The organism is Gordonia sp. NPDC057258 (assembly GCF_042668985.1).
Lineage (GTDB): Bacteria > Actinomycetota > Actinomycetes > Mycobacteriales > Mycobacteriaceae > Gordonia > Gordonia hongkongensis.
On the sequence record NZ_JBHUXZ010000005.1, the window covers coordinates 85,726 to 107,770 of the forward strand.

The 22,045-nt window shown below is 69.8% G+C and carries 20 protein-coding genes; 3 read left to right on the plus strand and 17 right to left on the minus strand.

What is annotated here, in order from left to right:
• Positions 1 to 16 precede the first annotated feature (16 nt).
• The gene (locus ACFUEJ_RS05785; RefSeq protein WP_165629909.1) at positions 17 to 943 is read right to left on the minus strand and encodes an RluA family pseudouridine synthase; all 927 of its coding nucleotides are present in this window, start codon (positions 941 to 943) and stop codon (positions 17 to 19) included.
• On the minus strand, positions 936 to 1,589 hold the full coding sequence (gene lspA / locus ACFUEJ_RS05790) for a signal peptidase II (protein ID WP_242697072.1): 654 nt from the start codon (positions 1,587 to 1,589) through the stop codon (positions 936 to 938). The genes ACFUEJ_RS05785 and lspA overlap by 8 nt, the downstream gene beginning before the upstream one ends.
• Before the next feature lie 40 nt (positions 1,590 to 1,629).
• Here lspA and ACFUEJ_RS05795 point away from each other — a divergent pair, with 40 nt between their 5' ends.
• The gene (locus tag ACFUEJ_RS05795) at positions 1,630 to 2,577 is read left to right on the plus strand and encodes a hypothetical protein (protein WP_068970582.1); all 948 of its coding nucleotides are present in this window, start codon (positions 1,630 to 1,632) and stop codon (positions 2,575 to 2,577) included.
• Positions 2,578 to 2,702: 125 nt separating this feature from the next.
• On the opposite strand, the gene ACFUEJ_RS05800 is transcribed toward ACFUEJ_RS05795, so the two are convergent.
• Positions 2,703 to 3,182 carry a hypothetical protein gene (locus ACFUEJ_RS05800; RefSeq protein WP_175401191.1) on the minus strand — a complete coding sequence of 160 codons (480 nt, stop codon included), beginning with the start codon at positions 3,180 to 3,182 and terminating at the stop codon, positions 2,703 to 2,705.
• Between the two features lie 311 nt (positions 3,183 to 3,493).
• Here ACFUEJ_RS05800 and ACFUEJ_RS05805 point away from each other — a divergent pair, with 311 nt between their 5' ends.
• Positions 3,494 to 4,516: an asparaginase gene (locus ACFUEJ_RS05805; RefSeq protein WP_388028069.1), complete on the plus strand. Its 1,023-nt coding sequence runs from the start codon at positions 3,494 to 3,496 to the stop codon at positions 4,514 to 4,516.
• Positions 4,517 to 4,576: 60 nt separating this feature from the next.
• Here ACFUEJ_RS05805 and ACFUEJ_RS05810 read toward each other — a convergent pair whose 3' ends face one another.
• A complete protein-coding gene (locus ACFUEJ_RS05810; protein WP_388028195.1) occupies positions 4,577 to 6,022 on the minus strand; it encodes a DNA polymerase IV in 1,446 nt (481 codons plus the stop codon).
• A 91-nt stretch (positions 6,023 to 6,113) separates the two neighbouring features.
• The gene (locus tag ACFUEJ_RS05815; protein WP_068970578.1) at positions 6,114 to 6,569 is read right to left on the minus strand and encodes a nitroreductase/quinone reductase family protein; all 456 of its coding nucleotides are present in this window, start codon (positions 6,567 to 6,569) and stop codon (positions 6,114 to 6,116) included.
• Between the two features lie 115 nt (positions 6,570 to 6,684).
• Between ACFUEJ_RS05815 and ACFUEJ_RS05820 the strand changes: the two genes are divergently transcribed.
• On the plus strand, positions 6,685 to 7,377 hold the full coding sequence (locus ACFUEJ_RS05820; RefSeq protein WP_388028072.1) for a TetR/AcrR family transcriptional regulator: 693 nt from the start codon (positions 6,685 to 6,687) through the stop codon (positions 7,375 to 7,377).
• A gap of 67 nt (positions 7,378 to 7,444) precedes the next feature.
• Here ACFUEJ_RS05820 and ACFUEJ_RS05825 read toward each other — a convergent pair whose 3' ends face one another.
• The 12 genes from ACFUEJ_RS05825 to murG form a co-directional block, all read right to left on the minus strand.
• On the minus strand, positions 7,445 to 8,356 hold the full coding sequence (locus ACFUEJ_RS05825; RefSeq protein ID WP_388028074.1) for an RNA polymerase subunit sigma-24: 912 nt from the start codon (positions 8,354 to 8,356) through the stop codon (positions 7,445 to 7,447).
• A gap of 254 nt (positions 8,357 to 8,610) precedes the next feature.
• Positions 8,611 to 11,823 carry an isoleucine--tRNA ligase gene (gene ileS / locus ACFUEJ_RS05830; RefSeq protein ID WP_388028076.1) on the minus strand — a complete coding sequence of 1,071 codons (3,213 nt, stop codon included), beginning with the start codon at positions 11,821 to 11,823 and terminating at the stop codon, positions 8,611 to 8,613.
• A gap of 332 nt (positions 11,824 to 12,155) precedes the next feature.
• Positions 12,156 to 13,037, minus strand: coding sequence for a hypothetical protein (locus ACFUEJ_RS05835; RefSeq protein WP_388028078.1), 882 nt, complete (start codon positions 13,035 to 13,037; stop codon positions 12,156 to 12,158).
• Positions 13,038 to 13,070: 33 nt separating this feature from the next.
• The gene (locus ACFUEJ_RS05840; protein ID WP_058251721.1) at positions 13,071 to 13,886 is read right to left on the minus strand and encodes a DivIVA domain-containing protein; all 816 of its coding nucleotides are present in this window, start codon (positions 13,884 to 13,886) and stop codon (positions 13,071 to 13,073) included.
• 338 nt (positions 13,887 to 14,224) lie between these two features.
• On the minus strand, positions 14,225 to 14,566 hold the full coding sequence (locus tag ACFUEJ_RS05845) for a YggT family protein (RefSeq protein WP_065632304.1): 342 nt from the start codon (positions 14,564 to 14,566) through the stop codon (positions 14,225 to 14,227).
• A 56-nt stretch (positions 14,567 to 14,622) separates the two neighbouring features.
• Positions 14,623 to 15,339 (minus strand): cell division protein SepF, encoded by a 717-nt coding sequence (locus tag ACFUEJ_RS05850; protein ID WP_065632303.1) that lies wholly within the window; start codon positions 15,337 to 15,339, stop codon positions 14,623 to 14,625.
• A gap of 113 nt (positions 15,340 to 15,452) precedes the next feature.
• Entirely contained in the window at positions 15,453 to 16,202 is a 750-nt protein-coding gene (locus ACFUEJ_RS05855) for a YggS family pyridoxal phosphate-dependent enzyme (protein WP_065632302.1), read from the minus strand.
• 24 nt (positions 16,203 to 16,226) lie between these two features.
• A complete protein-coding gene (gene pgeF, locus ACFUEJ_RS05860; protein WP_065632301.1) occupies positions 16,227 to 16,970 on the minus strand; it encodes a peptidoglycan editing factor PgeF in 744 nt (247 codons plus the stop codon).
• An 8-nt stretch (positions 16,971 to 16,978) separates the two neighbouring features.
• The gene (gene ftsZ, locus ACFUEJ_RS05865; RefSeq protein WP_058251716.1) at positions 16,979 to 18,145 is read right to left on the minus strand and encodes a cell division protein FtsZ; all 1,167 of its coding nucleotides are present in this window, start codon (positions 18,143 to 18,145) and stop codon (positions 16,979 to 16,981) included.
• A gap of 326 nt (positions 18,146 to 18,471) precedes the next feature.
• On the minus strand, positions 18,472 to 19,173 hold the full coding sequence (locus ACFUEJ_RS05870) for a cell division protein FtsQ/DivIB (RefSeq protein WP_388028083.1): 702 nt from the start codon (positions 19,171 to 19,173) through the stop codon (positions 18,472 to 18,474).
• A complete protein-coding gene (gene murC / locus ACFUEJ_RS05875) occupies positions 19,170 to 20,741 on the minus strand; it encodes a UDP-N-acetylmuramate--L-alanine ligase (protein WP_065632398.1) in 1,572 nt (523 codons plus the stop codon). Before murC ends, ACFUEJ_RS05870 begins: the two co-directional genes overlap by 4 nt.
• A 79-nt stretch (positions 20,742 to 20,820) precedes the next feature.
• On the minus strand, positions 20,821 to 22,011 hold the full coding sequence (murG, locus tag ACFUEJ_RS05880) for an undecaprenyldiphospho-muramoylpentapeptide beta-N-acetylglucosaminyltransferase (RefSeq protein WP_388028199.1): 1,191 nt from the start codon (positions 22,009 to 22,011) through the stop codon (positions 20,821 to 20,823).
• Between the last annotated feature and the right edge of the window lie 34 nt (positions 22,012 to 22,045).

Consider the following 22,045-nt stretch of genomic DNA (forward strand, 5'->3'; position numbering starts at 1 on the left):
CCGGCGCCTCGTGACATCAGGTCGCGCGCAGGACCTCGAGCGCGTGCTGCAGGTCCTCGGGGTATGCAGAAGTGAACTCCACCTGTCGGCCGTCGGCCGGATGGGCGAAACCGAGCGACCGCGCGTGCAGCCATTGGCGTTCCAGACCCAGCTTCTTGGCCAGCACCGGATCGGCGCCGTACGTGGGATCACCGCAGCACGGATGGTGGAGGGCCGAGAAGTGAACCCGGATCTGGTGTGTGCGACCGGTTTCGAGGTGAACGTCCAGCAGCGACGCCGACGCGAACATCTCCAGGGTGTCGTAGTGGGTGACACTCGGTTTGCCGTTCGCGGTCACCGCGAACTTCCAGTCGTTGCCGCGGTGGCGGCCGATCGGCGCATCGATGGTCCCCGACGGCGGATCGAGGTGCCCCTGGACGAGCGCGTGGTAACCCTTGTGCACGGTCCGCTGTTTGAACGCCCGCTTGAGCAACGTGTACGCCCGTTCGGACACCGCGACCACCATGACCCCCGACGTGCCGACGTCGAGACGGTGGACGATCCCTTGACGTTCGTGCGCTCCGGAGGTCGAGATCCGGAAACCCGCAGCCGCGAGGGCCCCGATGACCGTCGGGCCGCTCCAGCCCAGCGAGGGATGCGCGGCGACTCCCACCGGCTTGTCGACGACGACGATGTCGGAGTCGTGGTAGATGACCTCGAGGTCCTCGACCGGGGTCGGCTCGACGCGCAGCGGCTCCTCCGGTTCGGGCAGCGTCACGTGCAGCATCGTGCCCGCGGCGAGTTTGTGCGACTTCCCCACCGCCACGCCGTCGACGACGACGTCGCCCTCCTCGGCGAGAGTGGCGACGACGGTGCGCGACAGTCCGAGCATCCGCGAGACGCCGGCGTCCACGCGCATCCCGTCGAGGCCGTCGGGCACCGGCAGGAACCGCGATTCACGCATGCGCACCGCCCTCGGTGCCGGCGGGGTCGCGCTGCGCGCGGCGGGCCGCCCAGCCCGTGCGGGTGCCGTCGTAGTCGAAACCGAGCGCGGAGAGGACGACCAGGAGGATCGCCCCGCACACCACGGCGGAGTCGGCGACGTTGAACACCGGCCACCACCCCACCGACACGAAGTCGACGACATGGCCCTGAAGTGGTTGCGGGGCACGGAAGATGCGGTCCGTCAGGTTGCCGATGGCGCCGCCGAGCACAAGGGCCAGACCGGCCACCCACCACCAGGAGCGCAGCCGGCTGCTGTAGCGGATGATCACGAGCACGACCACCAGGGCGATGATCGACAGCACCCAGGTGTATCCGGTGGCCATGGAGAAGGCCGCGCCGCTGTTGCGGACCAGACGCAGCGTGACGAAGTCGCCGATGATCTCCACCGGGCGCATCGGGTCGATCGCGGCGACCGCGATCGATTTCGTCAGCTGGTCGAGTCCCAGGACCACGAGCGCGACGCCGAGCACCACGATCGTCGCCGTCGGCACCCGGCGGCCGGGACGTGCGGCGGCGTCGGTGTCGCCGGGTCGGCGGTCGGCCCCGGGTTCGACACGGTCGTGCGGGTCCACGTGCTCTCGATCCGTCAGGGGTTGGTCATCCACAGCATCATTGTCCACGACACGTCGAATACGCTGGCTACCCGTGTCCCCGCATCCCCGTCGCCTCCGGTCCGTCGTCTCGTCCATCGGGGCGGTGACCGCGCTGTCCGTACTGGTCGCGGGATGCGCATCGGGTCCCGACGAGACGCCCGGCGCTCCGGCGGCGAGCACATCGGCGGGCTGCAGCACCGACTCGCCGTCCCGCGCCGCCGGTGCGGCGCCGGTCCCGATCGCACCGGCGACGGTGACGATCGTCGACGCGGGAACCGGGGAGCGCCGCGTGCCGACGACTGCGCCGGACGTCGCCACCGCCCAGTCGGTGACCCTGGTGACGACCTCGGAGGTGGCGTCACCGGGCACCTCGGACGCCCAGACCGTCGAGATGCCACTGACCGCGCGGTTCGGGTGCGCCGATCCCGCCGACCTCGAACTCGACCTCGGCACGGTCACATCCCCCGACACGACCCTGAACGACGAACTGTCGGCGATGGCCGGCGCGAAAGCCGGTCTCACGCTCGGTCCGGGCCTGGCGCCGGTGTCGCTGCGGATCGCGCCGCCGGAGCCGGCCGGCGGCGAGGCGCGACTGGCGGTCGAGCAGGCGCTGGTGTCGGCGTTCAACGCCGCGGTCGTGCTCCCGACCGAACCGGTCGCGGTGGGTGCGACGTGGCGGAGCGAGCGGGTGATCGCGGCCGCGGCGACCGTCACCCAGACCATCGAGGCACGGCTCACCGGATGGGACGGCAACCGGCTGACCATCGAGTACACCGCCGACGAGACCCCGGTGAACTCGGTGTTCGCGATCCCCGGCGGCAGTGACAGCCTCACCATCAGCCGCTACAGCTACACCGGTCAGGGCTCGGTGACCGTCGACCTGACCCGCGGGCTGCCCATCGCCGGCGAAGCCACCTATCGGGGCGCTCGCGAGTTGGTCGGTGCGGACCCGAACCGGCCGCTGGTGCAGCGGACCGGACTGTCCGTCACCTGGCGCTGAACGCCGACGGCCCCGGGTCACCGACAGGCGTCGGCGACACGGGGCCGCGGATCATGCTGTGCCAGAGACGAGCCGGAAGGCGCCGTCGCGTACACCACCGGTCTCGGTGGCGAGGCGAGGAGAGGTCAGCTCGCAGGAGCGCACATGGCGCTCTCGACCTGGTAGAGGCCGAGGAGGTTGCACACGGTCTCGTTCGAGAGCTTCCAGCGTCCGTCGTCGAAGACGATGGTCGACTCGGCGTTGGTCGGGGGGTTGCCCGCGGTCTCGATCCGGACCTTGACGCGAGCCTTGTTCGGGCCGGCGCTGATCACGGGGTTGACGAGGACCCAGTCGACGTCGGAGTTCTCGGCACGCGCCTTGACCAGCTCGTCGAAGATCGCCGGGTCCTTCTCCGAACCCTCGACCAGTTCGACCTTCTCGGCCCGCGGGATGTCGGGGTCGACAGCCTGGTCGACCATCTCGTTGAGGGCGGCGATCGACGGCGGGTTGCTGCCGTCGGTGATCTCGGAGCCGTCGCCGCTCGCGGCTGCGGTGTCGGTGCTGGTGAGCGTCGGTGCGGGCGGCGCGTCGGCGTCGTCACTCCCGCAGGCCGCGACGGTGGTCATCAACGCGGCCGCGATCATGGTCGCGCCCAGGAATTTCCGATACTTCAACGATCTCCCTCACTGTGTTCTCGGGCATGGGGTGCGCCGGCGGGCGCTCTCGTACCGCGATGCCGGACGTGTCTGCCAGGGTTGACCCCCAGCCGGACGTGTGTGCCGGGTTCCCCCCGGCGACGGCCCACACCACTATGCCAAACGGCGGGCACCAGGGGTCCCCGGTGGCCCGACGACACGCGACGACGATCCGCCCGGCCGGCGGCGCCGAGCAGGTAACGCTTGACGGGCCGACCGGGTTCCGGTGACCCTTGGGCACCATGACAGGCACCCCGCCCGCGGCCGCCGGAGTCACCGTGCTGATCAGCACCGGAGGCACGATCGCCGCCCAGACCACCGACGACGGCGCGGTCCCGGCGCTCGGCTCGGCCGCTCTCCTCTCCGCCGCCGGGACGATCACCACCGGGACCGACAGGGCCGGGGACGACGGAACGCCGCGCACTCCGTCGGCGATCCGCACCGTCGACCTCATGTCGGTGGACAGTTCCGCGATGACCGTCGCCGACCAGTTCGCGGTGGTCCGCGCGATCGCCGACGCGCTTGCCGACCCCGCCGTTCGCGGTGTGGTGGTCACGCACGGGACCGACACGATGGAGGAGACGGCCTACCTCGCCGACCTGTATGCCGCCGACGAGCGGCCGGTCGTGTTCACCGGGGCCATGCTGCCGTCTGACTCCCCACACGCCGACGGGCCGTCGAATCTCGCCGCCGCGCTGGCCGCGATCGACGACCCGACCGCCCGCGGTCGAGGAGTCCTCGTGGCCATGGGCGGCCGACTCCTGCCGGCACGCGGGTTGTTCAAGGTCTCCACCACCGACCCCGCGGCCTTCGACACCGTGCAGGGCACCGGTCGAGCCGACGACCCGCCGGTGCCGCGACGGGTGCTCGCCGGACCGGTACCGGTGGGCCGGCCGGCACGCGTCGACGCCTTCACCCTCTACCCGGGCGTGTCACCGGGACTCATCGCCGCATCGGTCGCACAGAACGCCGCCGGCGTGGTCCTCGCGGCGACCGGCTCCGGGAACACCCACCCGGACATCACCGCCGAGGTGGCACTCGCCGTCCAGCGCGGGGTGACCGTCGTCGTCACCAGCCGCGTCCCGTACGGCGAGGTGACTGCAACCTACGGCGGGGGCGGCGGCGCGGTCGATCTGCGGCGGGCCGGGGCGATCGTGTCACCCTGGCTGCGCGCACCGCAGGCGCGCATGGCGCTCATCGCACTGCTGACCTCGGGTCACGATCTCGGATTGATCACCGATTTCTTTGTCGCACAACAGGACTGAGTGCTGCCACCGGCACCCGCCGGGTGGCGGTCACGGCCGGTCTTTACCATGCCCGATCGGTCAACCGTCGCCGGGAAGATCCCACTCGAGGCTGTCGAGCGGATCCGCCGAACGGAGGTTCGGATCGTCGACCGGAAACGTGCGCGTGCGCCCCGGCCCGCTCGTGCGGGTCTCGAATCGCACGGTCACGACCCCGTGTCCACTCCCCTGAACCCAGCCGTGCCCGTGGTCGGGGTGGGTCACGTCGGCGCCGGGGCCGAAGCGGCCGACCGGCATCGAACTCCCTCCCGGCGCGAACCGCGGGGGTTCGGGCGCCGAGTCAGCTATCTGGACGGCCGACGCCTCGGCCCCGGCCGGGTCCGGTGACGTCGCCACCTCGGCGCGACCCCCTTCTTCCGCACCGTGGCCTGCGGCGGTGTCGTGGTGGGTGGTCTCGACATCGGCCGGTCCCTCGCTGCCCAGCTCGTCGAAGAGGGCGTACTGCTGCACCGCGGTCAACCCCGAGAAGCTGACGCCGACCAGGCGAATCGCCCCGATGGAACGCGGATCGAGCGCGAGCCGCTGCGCCGTCCGCTCGAGGTCGTCGAAGTCGGTGGTGGCCGCCGCGGTCGTCGCCGAGCGCGTCAGGATCGACATGTCGGATCTCTTCAGTTTCAGTACGACGGTGCGCGCTCCCCGGCCGTCGGTGAGCAGTCGGCGGTGAGCGCCGGCGGCGGCCTTGCGGATGGCGGGACGCAGCGCGTCGAGTTCGACGATGTCCTCGGCGAAGGTGGACTCGGCGCTGATCTGCTTCGCGGAGGCACGTTCGGCGACCGGCCGGTCGTCGATGCCGTGAGCAAGGCGATGCAGCGCGGGACCGACGGTGGCGCCCAGCACGGAGGCCACCTCGACCGGCGACATCGCCGCGAGGTCACCGATGGTCGCGATCCCCAGCCGCGCCAGCCGATCGCCGGACACGGGCCCGATGCCCCACAGCTTGCGGACCGGGAGCGAATGCAGGAACTCCAGCTGGCCGGACGGTGGGATCACCATCACCCCATCGGGTTTGGCCATCCCCGAGGCGATCTTCGCGAGTTGTTTGCCGCTTCCGAGTCCGACCGACGCGGCGAGTCCGACCTCGCTCCGGATCCGGGATCGGAGCTCCTCGGCGAACTCGCCGGCCGCGTCGACGGTCGCCCCCGCGAGTTCTTCCGGCTCGCCGAACGCCTCGTCGAACGACAGCGTCTCGATGACCGGAACCGCTTCGCGCACAATGGCGAAGACACGTTTGCTGACCGTGCTGTACACCGATCCGCGCGGCGGGATGACCACGCCGGTCGGCCCGATGAGCCGACGCGCCTGGTGCATCGGCATCGCCGAGCCGGCCCCGAACACGCGTGCCTCGTAGCTGGCGCCGGCGACCACCCCGCGCCCACCGGACCCGCCCACCAGTACCGGGCGGCCGCGCAGCGTCGGGCGGGTGAGCTGTTCGACGGAGGCGAAGAACGCGTCCATGTCGAGGTGCATCACCCAGCGCGGGCTGCGTTCGGACCCCCGCCCCGACACCGCACCGACCGGGCGCGGCGGTTCGGGTTCGAGGCGTGACACCTCACCGAGTCTAGTGAGCAGCGGTGACGGCGAAGACGGGGATCAACCCGGCGTGGGCGGCGAGATCCTCGTCCGACGAGGCGAGCGCGAGGCCCGCGGGCAGGAACCGCCCGACCTCCCACCCCCAGCGGCGCAGGTACTCCCGGATGACCGGCGGCCGAAGGGCGGGGTCGATTTCGGTGAGGGTGACGACGGCCCGACGTCGGCCACGGCGGAGTTCCACCGTGCCGGCCACGCGCGCGTTGCGCACCCACTGCGTGTCGCCCCGGACGGCCACCAGGTACTCCGCCCCGTCGAGCCGCAGGACGTTGACCGGGACTCGCTGCGGCGTGCCGGTCTTGCGGCCGACGACGGTGAGTGTCTGCGCCCCGGCCAGGTTGACCCCGCGGTCGGCGAGCCAGCGCACCGCGCGGTTGAAGGCGGCGTCGAATCCGCTGGGGGCTTTGTAGTGGGTGGTCGCGGTCATGATGGGCCTTTCGTCGCGGTGGCACTTTCGAGAGCAGTGCTCTCGAAATCGAGTATGCAGCCACGCCGCCAGGAAATCAAGAGCACCGCTCTCGGTTTGTGGCAGGATCGTCGCCATGTCCACCGGACGAACCCGCGCGGAGAACCGCGCGATGATGACCGACGAGATCCGTCGACTGGGACGCGAACACCTGACCACCTACGGCGCCGCCGGGCTCTCGTTGCGCGCCATCGCCCGCGACATGGGCGTCGTCTCCTCGGCGGTGTACCGGTACGTCCCGAGCCGCGACGAATTGCTGACCATGTTGCTTGTGGAGGCCTACACCGATGTCGCGGACGCCGTCGACGCCGCGGCCGATTCCATTGCCACCTCCCGACGGCGCGATCGACTCGCGGCCGCGGCCGGGGCAGCGCGGACCTGGGCTCTCGCCGAGCCATCCCGATGGGCGCTGATCTACGGAAGCCCGGTGCCCGGCTACTCCGCCCCCGGCGAGCGGACCATCGGACCCGGCACACGCATTCCCGTGCGGCTCCTCCGCGAGTGCTCGGCCGCCCACTCCGAAGGCCTGCTACGCGCCGACCTCCCCTCTCCCACACAAGATGTCGCCGCGGACATGGACGCGATCCGCGACGAGTTCGACCTCGACACACCCGCCGCGGTCCTGGCCGCGGCCACCACGTTGTGGGCCGTACTCGTCGGCGCGATCAGCCTGGAGACCTTCGGCCAGTACGGGACCGACACCTTCGCGCATCCCGAGCAGCTGTTCCGGCTCCAGATCGAGCAGACACTGTCGGGCCTGTTCGCCTGAGATCGGACAGAGTGCGGTATTCGTACCGGTTTCCGGTACAGGTCCCGCACTCCGCGCGGTGGGTGGATCAGCGGGTGACCGGCCGACGGAGCTCGACCCCGACGAGCTTGTCGGGATTGCGCATCACGTAGATGTCGACGATCAGGCCATCGACGACGCGGAGGGTGATCGCGGTCTGCAGCCGGCCGTCGAAGTAGAGGATCATCCCGGGCTGGCCGTTGAAGACCACGAACTCGGCGCGGTAATCCTCGAGCACGGCACCGATCCGGGCGAACCCCGACAGCACCTGCATCACCGCGGGCGCCCCGCGCATGGGCTGCCGTACCGCGGTGGCCTTGCCGTTGCTGTCCGAGGTCAGCACGACGTCGGGTGTCATGAGGGCGACAAGCGCGTCGGCGTCACCCGACTCGGCCGCGTCGAGGAACGTTTCGACGATGTCCGCGGCGCGGGCGCGGTCCATCGGATCGAACCGGAGGCGCCGACGCTCGACGAACGACCGGCCTCGTTCCGCGAGCGTCCCCACCTCGTCGGGCGTCCAGGACAGCATCATGGCGATCGTGTCGTCGGCGAATCCGAAGATCTCACGCAGGACGTACACCGTCCGTTCAGCGGGCTCGAGTTCCTCCAGAACGAGCAGCATCGCGGTCGACGCGAATTCCGCGAGACCCGCGTCGGCGAGGACGTCGCCGTCGAACCGGATCGGATCGGGCAGCCACGGTCCGACGTAGTCCCCGGTAACACGTCGACGCGCAGTGAGCGTCTCGAGCGCGCGCCGGGCGACCTGCGCGATGAGGTGCGCTCGGGCCGACCCGGGGCCGAACGCGTCCACCGGCGCGCTCGCCGAATGATCCCAGAGGCAGTGTCGGACAACATGTTCGGCGTCCACAGCCGAGCCCAGGATCTCGTAGGCCACCGTGAACAGCAGCGGTTCGAACGCGGCGGATCGCGCCGGGATCGGGTCCACGTCCATGCGGGTCATCGGGGTCTGCCCCCTCGTAGATGGTTCGGGCGGCGAACGGCGCGCTCGGGTGTGTGCTCACCCCGCGGGGCCATGTCGCGGCAGTCTCCACACCGTACGTGGCGCAGCACCACCAGATGCGACTGTTGCGATCGGTGTCCCAGATCGTCTCGTCCGACCACGCCTCCCCGCCCAGCCGACGACGACAGCCCAGCCGACGACGACACCGCGCGGACACCCGGCCGGGATGTCCGCGCGGTGCCCGGGTCAGCGGATCAGTTCGCCTTCGCCACGTCGGCGGTCACACCGTCGCCCAGTTCGATGCTGCCCGCGTCACCATCGCCGGTCACGTCGAACCGCACCGCGAGCACCTCGCCGGCGATCAGGTCGGCGTGCGTCCTCGCCCAGTCCAGACGTTCGGCCGGTACGACGAGTCGCACCGTGATCCGGTCGGAGACGTCCAGGCCCAGGGTGCGGCGCGCATCCTGCAACTCGCGAACCCGGTCCTTCGCCCACCCCTCGGCCTCCAGTTCGGGCGTGACCGCCGTGTCGAGGACGACCAGGCCGTTTCCGCCCGGCAGCTCCGCGGTCGAGTCCGGTTCGACGGCCACCAGCCGCCGGGTGAACTCCCCGTCGTGGAGTTCGATGCCGTCGGCGACGACGACCTCGGACCCGTCGGCGCCCTCGCGCGCAGTCCAGTTGCCCGACTTCACCGCCTTGATCGCACGCTGTACGTCCTTGCCCAAGCGGGGGCCGGCGGCACGCGCGTTGACCGCGATCTCGTAACGTCCGTACTCGCTGGCATCGGTCGCCAGAGTGACGTCCTTGACGTTCATCTCGTCCTTGATCAGGTCGACGAACGGCTCGAGCGCGGCCGCGGTCGGCGAGGCCACCGTCAGACCTGACAGGGGCAGCCGGACCCGCAGCTTGTTGACCTTGCGGACGCTCGACGCCGTCGAGCACACCGCCTGGACCTGGTCCATCGCGATGACCAGGTCGGCATCGGCCGGCAGCTCATCGCTCGTCGGCCAGTCCGTCAGGTGCACCGAACGCTCCCCGGTGAGACCCCGCCAGATGGCCTCGGTCGCCAGGGGGAGCAGCGGCGAGGCCAGCCGGCAGGCGACCTCGAGCACGGTGTAGAGGGTGTCGAAGGCGTCGGTGTCCTCGTCCTGGCCGGCCCAGAAGCGTGCCCGGGAACGACGCACGTACCAGTTGGTGAGCGACTCGACGAACTCACGGAAGGCGTCGCACGCCCCCGCGATGTCGTAGGTGTCGAGTGCCGCGGTCATCGTGTCGCGGGTCGTCGCCAGCTTGGCCAGGATGTAGCGGTCGAGCACGCGCTGCGAGTCGGTCCGCCAGGTCGCCGGGCGCTCGGCGTAGAGCTGCAGGAAGCTGTAGGCGTTCCACAGCGGCAGGAGCGCCTGACGCACCCCTTCCCGGATGCCTCGCTCCGTCACGACGAGGTTGCCGCCGCGCAGGATCGGCGAGGCCATCAGGAACCATCGCATCGCGTCCGATCCGTCGCGATCGAAGACCTCGTTGACGTCGGGGTAGTTGCGCTTGGACTTCGACATCTTCTGGCCGTCGTCGCCCAGCACGATCCCGTGCGCAGCAACGGTTTTGAAGGCCGGCCGGTCGAACAACGCGGTGGCCAGCACGTGCAGCGTGTAGAACCAGCCACGGGTCTGCCCGTTGTACTCGACGATGAAGTCGCCCGGATTGTGGGCCGGGGCGTGCGCGGAGTCACCACCGTCGAACCAGTCGCGGTTCTCGAACGGATAGTGCACCTGGGCGAACGGCATCGAACCCGACTCGAACCAGCAGTCGAGGACCTCGGGTACCCGACGCATGGTCGACTTCCCGCTCGGGTCATCGGGATTGGGCCGGGTGAGTTCGTCGATGAACGGCCGGTGCAGGTTGTCCGGTCGCACCCCGAAGTCGCGCTCGAGGTCGTCGAGCGAACCGTAGACGTCGACGCGCGGGAACTCCGGGTCGTCGGACACCCAGACCGGCAGGGGCGCACCCCAGTACCGATTGCGGCTGATGTTCCAATCCCGGGCGCCTTCGAGCCACTTGCCGAACTGTCCGTCCCGGATGTGTTCGGGCACCCACGTGATCTGCTTGTTCAGTTCGACCATGCGGTCGCGGAACTGCGTCACCGCGACGAACCACGACGGCACCGCCATGTAGATCAGTGGCTGGCCCGACCGCCACGAGTGCGGGTAGGAGTGCTCGATGGTCTCATGGCGGAGGATCCGGCCGGTTTCCTTCAGGTCCTTGATGATCACCGGGTTGGCGTCGAACACCATCAGGCCCTCGTACGGCGGGACCTGCGCGGTGAAGCGTCCGCCCGGGTCGAGCGGTTGCACCACCTCGATGCCGTTGGCGGTCGCGAGGTCCATGTCCTCCTCGCCGAAAGCCGGTGCGAGGTGCACGATCCCGGTGCCGCTGTCAGTGGTCACGTAGTCACCCAGCAGCACCCGATGCGAGTTCGGGTGGCCGGCAAAGAAATCGAACGGGGGTGCGTATGAGAGGTCCTTCAGGTCCGCGCCGCGGTGCGTGCCGAGTACCTCCGGTTCGGCGATCTCCTTCGCGTAGGCACCGAGCAGCGCCTCGGCGAGGAGGTACTCCTGACCGTCGCCGGCCTTGACGTGCACGTAGGTGACCTCGGGGTTGACGGCGATCGCGAGGTTCGACGGCAGCGTCCACGGGGTCGTCGTCCAGATGAGCGCGTTGACACCGTCGAGGGAGGACAGCGGACCGTCGGGCACCGAGAGCGGCATCGTGACGGTGACCGCCGGGTCCTGGCGCATCCGGTAGGCGTCGTCGAGTTTGGACTCCTGGTTGGACAACGGCGTCTGCTCGTACCAGCTGTACGGCAGCACGCGATAGCCCTGGTAGATGAGCCCCTTGTCGTAGAGCGCCTTGAACGCCCACATCACCGACTCCATGAAGTCGAGATCGAGTGTCTTGTAGTCGTTGTCGAAGTCGACCCAGCGGGCCTGGCGGGTCACGTAGTCACGCCACTCCCCCGTGTACCGCAGCACCGAGTCGCGGCAGTACTCGTTGAACTTCGCCATGCCCATCTTCTCGATCTCCGACTTGTCGGTGATCCCGAGCTGGCGTTCGGCCTCCAGCTCGGCGGGCAGACCGTGTGTGTCCCAGCCGAATCGGCGGTCCACCTTCTTGCCACGCATGGTCTGGTACCGGGGTACCAGATCCTTGACGTAACCGGTCAGCAGGTGACCGTAGTGCGGCAGGCCGTTCGCGAACGGCGGACCGTCGTAGAAGACGAACTCCTCGGCGTCGGCCCGGTTCTCGATCGACGCGGCGAAGGTCGAATCGGAGTCCCAGTACTGCAGGACCCGCTGTTCCACGGACGGGAAGTCGGGGGCGCTGCGCCCGGTGCCCCCGGTCATGTCGACCTTGGGATACACCCGCCCGGACTGAGTGGGGGCGGACTGGGTGGGGTCGGTCGCGTGGCTCACGGCTCGTCTCCTCGTGCCTGGTGATGGCTCATCGGCACGGGGACGCACACCGGAGGTCTGCGCGGTACCACCCCGCTTGCGTCGGAGATCCGACGCCACTCGACGAATCGCGACGGTTGGTGACCGTACGATCCTGTGGCTGTCACGGGCCACGCCCGCCCGGTTCTACTGGGAGTCACGCATTCGCACCGTCCACTGGACGCCGCACTCGATGACACCGTTCTTCCGGGTGCTCCCCGGTGATGGCCGGATCAACGCGTGAACCAGTGTAGCGACGACCGACCCGGTCGGGCCAATGGGTTGTCGACCGGTGTGCGGCCACCCGGGTGCGCTCAGTCCGGCGGCGGATGCCAGTTCGGATCAAGCGGATCGAAATCCGCACGCCGACGACGCGGCGCGGACTCATCGGGACTTGTTGCCCAGTCGTCCGGGCCGGCGGCGTCGCCGCCCGGCACGTCGTCGGGGGCCCACCCCGAGGACTGCGGGTCGAACGGACGCGGAGCCGACGGCGGGCCGACCGGAGGCCGTTGGCCCGTCGGAGGCGGGCCGGCTTGCGGGGAACCGAATTGCCCCTGCTGCGGCCGGGCCTGCTGTTGCGTCCACGACTGTTGACCGACCCCGGGTTGCCGACTCTGCGGTCCCACGCCGGGCGGTCGGGAACCCGGCGGCGGGCCGGGGCGACCCTGGGCACCACCGGCGACATCGACACCGGTGGGCGAGGCCCCGCGGGGCGGCCCGTCACCACTCGGACTGTCGCCGCCGACCGAACGCAGATAGTCCTCGAGGTTGCCCTCACGACGCTCGGGAGCAGGACGATTCGGCGGGACCGAACCAGCGGGCGCGGCCATTCCGGGGTCGAAGGCCCCGGGCCGATAGCCGGCTGGCTCGGAATCGCCGACACCGGGGGCGTCGGCGGCGGGGTACCGACGCGTCGGTGTATCGTCGCCGCGATCGCCGGCCGGGTCGTGCCGGGTGACAGCGTCGTCATCGGCGTCGTGCGACGGATCGGTGTCGCGACCGGCGCCCGGGACCATGTCTTCCAGTGACCGGGCCGCTTCGCCCTTGCGACCGGCGAACACGTCCATCAGGAGGAAGCCGAGGCCCACCAGACAGACCACGATGCAGGCCACGGCCAGCCACACGGTCCCGGTGATGAGACCGAGGATGAGCAGCACGAACCCCAAGAGGGTCGCGGCCAGCGCCAAGGTCAGCACATCACCAGCCTAGTGCGCACCGATCCGCCCAGGTCAGCTGGGTGAGTAGCTGCTGAATCCACCGTTACCCGGATCGTTCGAGAACGACTGATCGGGTCGGCCGCCCTCGACAGGCGCCGCGCTGCCACGCTGCTGGAGTTCCTCGAGCTGGGATTCGAGGTAGGTCTTCAGACGCGTACGGTATTCACGCTCGAAGGTCTTGAGCTGCTCGATCCGGCCTTCCAGCACACCGCGCTGCTGGTTGATCGTGCCCATGATCTCGCTGTGCTTGCGCTCGGCGTCGCTCTGCAGGGCATCGGCACGTTCCTGTGCCTGCCGCAACTGCGCCTCCGACCGCGTCTGCGCGTCGGCGAGGATCGCCTCCGAGCGCTGCCGGGCATCGGCGAGCATGGCATCGGACTTGGTCTGCGCCTCGGAGACCAGCGTGTCGGCGCGCGTCTGGGCGTCGGACAGCATCGCGTCGGCGTCGGCGCGTGCGCTGCCGGTGAGCCGGTCCGCGGTGTCCTGGGCGAGCGCGAGAACGCGTGCGGCACGCACGTTGGCGTCGTCGTTGGTCGCCTGCGGGGCCGGCGTCGGCGCCGGGGCGGGCGGCTCGGGTGCCGCGGCGGGCTTGGCGAACATCTGGGTCCGGTCGTCCGCCTGGGCGCCACCACCGGAACGGGCATCGGCGAGCTCGCTCTCGAGCTCCTCGACGCGCTGCTTGAGGTCGGTGTTCTCTTCGATCAGCCGTGCGAGTTCGGCTTCGACGAAGTCGAGGAACTGATCGACCTCGTCTTCGTTGTAACCGCGCTTACCGATGGGCGGTTTGCTGAACGCGACGTTGTGCACATCAGCTGGAGTCAGCCGCATGTCGGTTCCCCTCATGTCTGGTGGTGAACTTGTGTTCAGTTGGCGGGCCGTCCAACCCGGATCGCGCGACGGTGAGTCGTTCGACCGATACAGGTTGTCACTAACTATTCATACCAGTCAAAAATTGTAACTGGCGTCCAATCCTGTCACACGCGAACCGTTGGTCGCATCTCTGCGATGCGCTGTTGAAATGAAACAGTCATCCGAAGATGACTTACAACGGTAGACCATCGCCGTGACACGGGGTACCCGCCGCCCGATCGGGTGCGCCCGCCGGTGACGGACCCTTCGTGACGCGCCCTCCGCAAGCTCCGGGCGCTCCTCAGGGAGCAGGGGGATCAGGGGCGGACGAGGTGGCCGGCGATCGCGAGCGACTCGGCCAGGGCGTCGGCGCGTAGGCCGTTGACGATATTCATGCCGATGATCACGACGAGCATCACGATCATGAGCGACAGGTCGAGCCGGATGGGACCGAGTGGGATCGGGGGGAGAACGCGACGCAGCGCCTTGATCGGGGGGTCGGTCACGGTGAAGACCATCTCGATGACGACCACCGCGATCCCGGTGGGGCGCCACTCACGGGCGAAGGTGCGGACCAGTTCGACCACCAGCCGGCCCAGGAGGAGCAACCAGAAGATCAGCAGGATGTAGTACAAGACGCTCAACAAAATCGCAGCCACGCGTCAAGAGTGCCTGAACATCTCGGACGACGGCGAACCGAGGTACCCGACGCCGGTCAGGAGTGGTTGTAGAAGCCCGTCTCGGCGATCTTGCGGCGGTCTTCGGGCGACACGTCGACGTCGGCGGGCGACAGCAGGAACACCTTGGTGGCCACCTTGTCGAACGATCCGCGCAGCGCGAACGCAAGCCCCGCGGCGAAGTCGACGAGGCGCTTGGCGTCGTCGTTGCTCATGTCGACGAGGTCCATGATGACCGGGTTGCCGTCGCGGAAACGCTCCCCGATGGTACGGGCCTCGCTGTAGTCCGACGGGCGCAGCGTGGTGATCTTCTGCAGCGGGCTGTCGGCGAAGACGCGCTCGAGTTCGCGGGGGTCGGCACCCATCGACCGCGGCGCGGTGGCAGCGCGCAGGGCCGCGCTCGACGAACGCTGCAGCGGTTCGAGGCGGGCGGGCGCCCGCATCGGCCCCTCGCCCACCGCGCGACTGCCGGCGTAGGCGAACTCCGCCGCGTACTCCGGGGCCAGGTCGAAGCCGGCATCGTAGTGGCGGTCGGACAGCTCGTCGCGGTACGCGATCTCGTCGCGGTAGCCGGCGTCCCGGAACGACGGCTCGTATCCGGGATCGTAGGAGGAGTCGCCGTAGTAGTCGTCACGGTAGGCGCGCTCACGAGACCGCTCACGCAGCGGCGGGGCCGACTCCTCTAGGTAGTCGTCCTCGTACTCGCTGGGCGGCACCATGCCGAAGTAAGCCTTGAACTTCTGCATCGTGGTCATTGACGGCCTCTCTGGTAGTGCGACGCCGGTTGCTGCCGTGCCGGATGGTGCATCTGTGGTCAGTGAGCTAACTGCGCTTCGTGTGTCACTTGGTTCTCGTGTTACCAATGTGATTACTGAGAGATTAGCGGCCGATCGCCCATGATCGCGGTTCCGACACGCACGCATGTCGAGCCTGCGGCGACCGCCTCCTCCATGTCCCCGGACATGCCCGCGGACAGTTCGGCGGCGTCGAATCGCCCGCGGAACGCCTCGTGGATGCGTGCGGCCTCGGCCATCCAGTGCCCGGGTTCGCCGTCCAGCGGGGCGATGACCATGAGCCCGCGCAACCGCAGTGAGTCGGCCTCGACGACCCGCTCGGCCAGAGCCGGGAGATCGTCTTCGACGACGCCGCCGCGTTGCGGATCGCCGTCGAGGCTGACCTGGAGCAGGATGCCGAGCGGATCGGCGCGCTCCCCCTCGTCGAGTGCCGCGACCGCGGCACTATCCAGGGCGTCGACGACCTTCGGGCGGTCGACGGAGTGCACCGCGCGCGCCCACCGCGCCACCGACCGGGCCTTCTTGGACTGCACCGAACCGATCATGTCGAAGACGGGGACGTCGCCGGGCTCCGGGGACTCCCAGTCCCCCAGCACCTCTGCCACCTTCCGGCCGGCCTCGGGTTCGCGCGACTCGCCGAACGCGCGCTCCCCCAGCTGCAGCAGCCGACGGACGTCATCCGCGGGAAAGAACTTCGTGACCACGAGGAGCTGACAGGAGCCCGCCGGCCGGTGGGCGGCCTCGACCGCGGCGTCGAGGCGCCGACGCACCGCGGCCAACCGTTCCCCCAGCTCGGCGGTGCGCGCATCAGATGACCCGGTCATGTCCCCATCCTTCTCGCCACCGGGTCACTCCCCGAGCGGGCGCCGCTCACCGGGTGCATCGTCATCGGGGTCCATCCAGATGACCGAGGCCAGGCGGCCCGTGGGTGCGCCCCGGCGATGGCTGAACAGGCTCGGGTCGGCGATGGTGTCCCGCGGGTCGACCGCGACTCCGGCGACGCCGGCCTCGAGCAACTGCCGCCGCAAGCCGGCACGCAGGTCGAGACCGGCCGTGCCCTTCTTGGTACGCACGGCGCTGCCCGGCAGATGTTTCTCTACGTCGGCCTGCATGTCGGCGGGCACCTCGTAGTGGTCTCCGCTCGCGGCAGGACCGAGGAAGGCGCCGATGGACCCGATCCGGGCGCCGAGTTCGACCATTGCGCGCAGGGTGGCGGGCACGATGCCGATCCGGGCGCCGACGCGGCCCGCATGGACCCCCGCGATCACACCGGCGTCGTCGTCGCTGAGGAGTACCGGGACGCAGTCGGCGGACAGCACGGCGAGGGCGAGACCGGGCGTGGTCGTGACCAGCGCGTCGGTGGCGGGCACCGGCTCGGGAACCGGTCCGTCGACCACGGTGACGTTGCGACTGTGGATCTGTTCCATCCAGACCACCGACCCGGCCGCCACCCCGATCTGCTCGGCCAGCCGAATCCTGTTCGCCGCCACGGCTTCCGGATCGTCTCCGACGTGATCACCGAGATTGAACGAATCGTACGGTGACACCGAGACCCCGCCGGCACGGGTGGTGATGACACGACGCACCCGCATGCGCGGGCTCAGCGCTTCATGAACGACGGCACGTCGACATCGTCGTCGTCGAGCCGAACGGTGTTGCGGCGGGGCGGCTCCGGCTCCTGCTCGAACGGATCGCCCGCACCCTTCGGCATGTCCCCGAAGAGCGGATCGTTCTTCGGCGGCGACGCCACGGCGCCGGCCTGGCCCTGACCGACCGCGGAACGCCCCGCGGCGGCCGGGACGTCGGTCCGCTTCTTGGGTGAGCCACCGTCGAAGCCGGCGGCGATGACCGTGACCCGGACCTCGTCACCGAGGTTGTCGTCGATCACCGTGCCGAAGATGATGTTGGCGTCCTCGTGCGCGGCCTCCTGCACCTGGGTCGCGGCGTTGTGGATCTCGAACAGACCCAGGTCGCTGCCACCGGCGATCGAGATCAGCACACCGCGGGCGCCTTCCATCGAGGCCTCGAGCAGTGGCGAATTGATCGCGGACTCGGCGGCCTTGCGCGCACGCTCCTCGCCGCGGGCCGAACCGATGCCCATCAGCGCGCTGCCGGCATCGCTCATGACGCCCTTGACGTCGGCGAAGTCGACGTTGATCAGGCCCGGCGTGGTGATGAGGTCGGTGATGCCCTGCACGCCGTTGAGGAGCACCTCGTCGGCACTGCGGAACGCGTCCATCAGGCTGACCTGCGCGTCGCCGAGCTGCAGCAGACGGTCGTTGGGGATCACGATCAGGGTGTCGCAGGACTCGCGCAGCGCGGTGATGCCCGCCTCGGCCTGTCCGCCGCGCCGCTTGCCCTCGAAGGCGAACGGCCGGGTGACCACCCCGACGGTGAGCGCACCGAGCTTCCGCGCGATCGACGCGACCACGGGTGCACCACCCGTTCCGGTCCCGCCGCCCTCGCCCGCGGTCACGAAGACCATGTCGGCGCCCTTGAGCAGTTCCTCGATCTCGTCGCGCGCGTCCTCGGCGGCGCGGCGACCGACCTCGGGATCGGCACCGGCGCCGAGACCCCGTGTCGAGTCGCGCCCGACATCGAGCTTGACGTCGGCGTCGCTCATCAACAACGCCTGGGCGTCGGTGTTGATCGCGATGAACTCGACTCCCTTGAGTCCCTGTTCGATCATGCGGTTGACGGCATTCACGCCGCCACCGCCGATGCCGACGACCTTGATGACGGCCAGGTAGTTGTGCGGTGGCGTCATGCGCTCGCCTTCCTTGTGTGGTCGATCTCGTTGTTCGAGTTCTGGTCTCGATATGTCCTGTGTGAACCGGCCGGTCCACGTCCCGCTCGCGACAAACCCTAAACCTGAACCATAGATTTAGAGTTATGTCAAGTAACTCGTTGTGGTGATGACGCTAGGCATCGCGGGCCCCGGTATCCAGATCCGCGCTCGGCGTGTCGGGAAGTCGTGGCGAAATCCGCCGGAACCCTCAGCTTTTCGCCGCCCCACGGGGGTCGTCCGGTTCCGTCACGCGGGTCCGCCTCACCCCGACCGGTGATTTCGGGGTCGGCCGGATCCGGCGTGCGTCACCGATAGGCCGGGAACTCGGGACTCGACACGTTGTACATCCGCGCCTCGCGGGTGAGCAGATGCGTCAGTGTGCGGGCCTTCTCGGCGCCGCGGTCGCTGTCCCCCCACACCACGGTGCGCTTCTCCGACAGCGTGAACTCGATGTCGACCGGCGAGGTCGCGGTCACCCGGATGACCTGCCGCGCCAGCGATTCGGGCAAGCCCGCCACCGCCGCGATCGTCTCCCTGGTGGTCGGGTCCGCCGGCCCCGGGTTCGGGGTGTCGAGAACGGGGAGCTTGAGCACCTCGGGCGGGACGCCCTGCGTGCGGTCGTAGTCGAGGAACGCCACCCCGGACTTGTCGATCACGTGGACGTCGTCGCCGTTGTTCACGATCACGACCGGGACCCGCTCGACGACGGTGATGGTCAGCGACGAGGGGTAACTCCGCTGCACGCGCGCCGATTCGACGGACGGGATGGTGGCGACGCGCTGCGCGACCGCCCGGGTGTCGACCTGCAGCAGCGGGGTGCCCGACGGCACCGCCGCGACCCGCAGGATCTCGTCGGCCGGAATCGACCCGTTGTCGCGGACGTCGGTGCCGCGCACCGACATCAGCGGCGTGAGGTAGGCGATGAGCACCAACCCGACGCCGGCCGCGACCACCATGAGCGTGCCGAGGACCACGCGCGACCGGCGGCGCTGCGGCCAGCGGATCACGACACCCGCCCCGTCCGGCCGTCGGAGTCCGCCGGGCCGTCGGTCGGAGTCGCGCCCGAACCCGTCACGGTGGCGGTGTCGGCGGTCGTCGAGGCCGAGGCCAGGGCGTCGAGGATCTCCGGACCCTGCATGGTGATGTCGCCCGCCCCCAGGGTCAGCACGACATCCCCGGACCGCGCCAGGCGCGCGACCTGCGCGGCCAGCCGCGACAGGTCCGGGGCGAAGGTCCCCGGCACGGTCAGCTTGTCCGAGATCGTGCGACCGCTGACTCCCGGGATCGGGGCCTCACGGGCCCCGTACACATCGGCGACGACGACTGCGTCGGCGAGGTCGAGAGCAGCGGCGAACTCGTCGGCGAACTCGACGGTCCGCGAGTAGAGGTGCGGCTGGAACACCGCGATCACGCGCCCGCGCGAACCGCTCGGCCCGCCGCGGGCGGACACCATGTCCTGCGCCGCCGAGAGCACGGCCCGCACCTCGGTCGGATGATGGGCGTAGTCGTCGATGACCTCGACGCCGCCGCGCCGGCCGCGGAACTCGAAGCGGCGGTGGACACCGCCGAACGCGCCGATCCCGGCCACGATGCCATCGAGCCGCCCGGCCCCGGTCGATGCGTCGGATGTTGCGACGCCGAGCTGCGCACCCACCCGGGCGGCACCGATCACCGCGGCGATCGCGTTGAGCGCCATGTGCTCGCCCGGGAGCGGGAGGACGATCGGTCGATCCTCGACATCCGGGCAGAGCGGCGAGGTGAACCGGACCGTGGCGGCTCCGCCGCCTCCGCGCGGCTGCCAGGACGTCATGGTCGCGACGTTGCGGACGGTCGGCGCCAGCGCGGCGTGGGTCCCCCGTCCATAACCGAGGACCTCCACCCCGCGCGCGGTGAGCGACTCGGCGACGCGGCCGGCCAGGGCGGCCGAGCCCGGGTCGTCGAGGCACACGACGAGCGACCCGCCGCCCGCGATGCGCGCGACGAACCGGTCGAACACCTCGACATATGCCTCGATGGAACCGAAGAAGTCGAGGTGGTCGGCGTCGATGTTGGTGACGACGACGACGTCGGGTGTGTACTCCAGCAGGGAGCCGTCGCTCTCGTCGGCCTCGGCGACGAAGATCGGGTCTCCACCGTGGTGGGCGTTGGTCCCCGACTCGTTCAGCTCGCCGCCGATCGCGAACGACGGGTCGGTCCCGGCATGCTGCAGCGCGACGACCGCCATCGAGGTCGTGGAGGTCTTGCCGTGGGTGCCGGCGATCAGCAGGCTGCGCTGACCCGCCATCAGCTGGGCCAGGACGCGCGGTCGCAGGAGAATCGGGATGCCGCGCGACCGTGCCGCCACGAGTTCGGGATTGGTCTTCGGGATCGCGGCGTGAGTGGTCACCACGACAGACGGGCCACCGGGGATCTGGTCGAGCGCCGACGGATCGTGCCCGACCTGCACCCGGGCGCCGCGGGTCCGGAGTTCGAGGATGCCGCGACTGTTCTTGGCATCCGACCCCGACACCTGTCCCCCGCGGGCCAGCAGAATCCGGGCCAGCCCCGACATCCCGGCGCCGCCGATGCCGACCATGTGGACGCGGCTCAGTTCATCGGGCAGCGACCCCGGAGCCGACGCCGCCTCGTCCCTCTCCGTCGCTTCGCTCACGGCGTCATCGTTCACGGGCCGACCTCCCACCGCGACGACGTCCAGCCCGGAAATCCTGCGCGAGTTCGATGGCGGCGGTGGCCACCGCCGCCGCGGCGTCCCGATGCCCGGTGCCCGCGGCAGCGATCGACATCTCGTGCAGCCGAGCCGAATCCGTCAGCAGCGCAGGCACTTCGCGGGCAACCCACTCCGCGTCCACCGTCGCATCGTCGACGAGCAGTCCCCCGCCCGCCTCCACGACCGGGAGCGCATTCAGTCGTTGTTCGCCGTTCCCGTGCGGCAGCGGGACATAGATCGCGGGCAACCCGGTCGCCGACACCTCGGCGACGGTCATCGCGCCGGACCGGCACATCACGAGATCCGCGGCGGCGTACGCGAGATCCATCCGTTTGAGATACCCGACGGCGCGGTAGGGCGGCGCGTCATCGACGACGGCGGGGTCGATCGAGTTCTTGGGACCGTATGCGTGCAGCACGCCGATGCCGGCCTCACCCAATGTCTTCGCCGCGCCCGACACGGCGTCGTTGAGTCGTTGCGCGCCCTGCGAGCCGCCGAAGACGAGCAGCGTCGGAGCGTCGTCGTCGAGTCCGAAGTAGTGGCGCGCCTTCGCCCGCAGGGCGGGCCGGTCCAGTTCGGCGAGGACACCGCGCACCGGGATTCCGACGACCGTCGCATCGAGCCCGGAACCGTCGACCGCCGCCAGGACCCGATCGGCGAAGCGGGCACCGACCTTGTTGGCGATGCCGGCCGAGGCATTGGCCTCATGGATGACGATCGGGATCCGATTGCGTCGGCGCAGGTGCATCTGCGCCGCGAGGTACGCCGGCACCGAGACGTAACCACCGAAACCGATGACCACGTCGGCGTCCACCTCGTCGAGAACCTTGCGGGTGGCGGCCACCGAACCCAGCAGACGACCGGGGGTGCGCGCCAGGTCGAGGCCGGGTTTGCGCGGCAACGGCACCGGCGGGATCAGCTGCAGGTCGTATCCGCGTTCCGGGACGAGATCGACTTCGAGGCCCCGACTGGTACCCAGAGCCGTGATACGGGCCGTCGGATCGATGCGGCTGACCGCGTCGGCGACGGCGAGGGCGGGTTCGATGTGACCGGCCGTGCCGCCGCCTGCGACGACCACCGACAACGGCCGGCCGTTCGGCCGTCCGGTCGTATCAGCTTGTACCGCACCCGAACTCACCGGCGTCGTCACTCCATTTCAGCTTTCGATCACA

Bases quoted from the DNA above. Each gene is read 5' to 3' on its own strand.
- ACFUEJ_RS05785 (WP_165629909.1), bottom strand. From the start codon at position 943: ATGCGTGAATCGCGGTTCCTGCCGGTGCCCGACGGCCTCGACGGGATG.
- ACFUEJ_RS05800 (WP_175401191.1), bottom strand. From the start codon at position 3,182: ATGACCACCGTCGCGGCCTGCGGGAGTGACGACGCCGACGCGCCGCCC.
- ACFUEJ_RS05805 (WP_388028069.1), top strand. From the start codon at position 3,494: ATGACAGGCACCCCGCCCGCGGCCGCCGGAGTCACCGTGCTGATCAGC.
- ACFUEJ_RS05810 (WP_388028195.1), bottom strand. From the start codon at position 6,022: ATGCACCTCGACATGGACGCGTTCTTCGCCTCCGTCGAACAGCTCACC.
- ACFUEJ_RS05815 (WP_068970578.1), bottom strand. From the start codon at position 6,569: ATGACCGCGACCACCCACTACAAAGCCCCCAGCGGATTCGACGCCGCC.
- ACFUEJ_RS05820 (WP_388028072.1), top strand. From the start codon at position 6,685: ATGTCCACCGGACGAACCCGCGCGGAGAACCGCGCGATGATGACCGAC.
- ACFUEJ_RS05825 (WP_388028074.1), bottom strand. From the start codon at position 8,356: ATGACCCGCATGGACGTGGACCCGATCCCGGCGCGATCCGCCGCGTTC.
- ACFUEJ_RS05840 (WP_058251721.1), bottom strand. From the start codon at position 13,886: ATGCGGCTGACTCCAGCTGATGTGCACAACGTCGCGTTCAGCAAACCG.
- ACFUEJ_RS05850 (WP_065632303.1), bottom strand. From the start codon at position 15,339: ATGACCACGATGCAGAAGTTCAAGGCTTACTTCGGCATGGTGCCGCCC.
- ACFUEJ_RS05855 (WP_065632302.1), bottom strand. From the start codon at position 16,202: ATGACCGGGTCATCTGATGCGCGCACCGCCGAGCTGGGGGAACGGTTG.
- pgeF (WP_065632301.1), bottom strand. From the start codon at position 16,970: ATGCGGGTGCGTCGTGTCATCACCACCCGTGCCGGCGGGGTCTCGGTG.
- ftsZ (WP_058251716.1), bottom strand. From the start codon at position 18,145: ATGACGCCACCGCACAACTACCTGGCCGTCATCAAGGTCGTCGGCATC.
- murC (WP_065632398.1), bottom strand. From the start codon at position 20,741: ATGGTCGGCATCGGCGGCGCCGGGATGTCGGGGCTGGCCCGGATTCTG.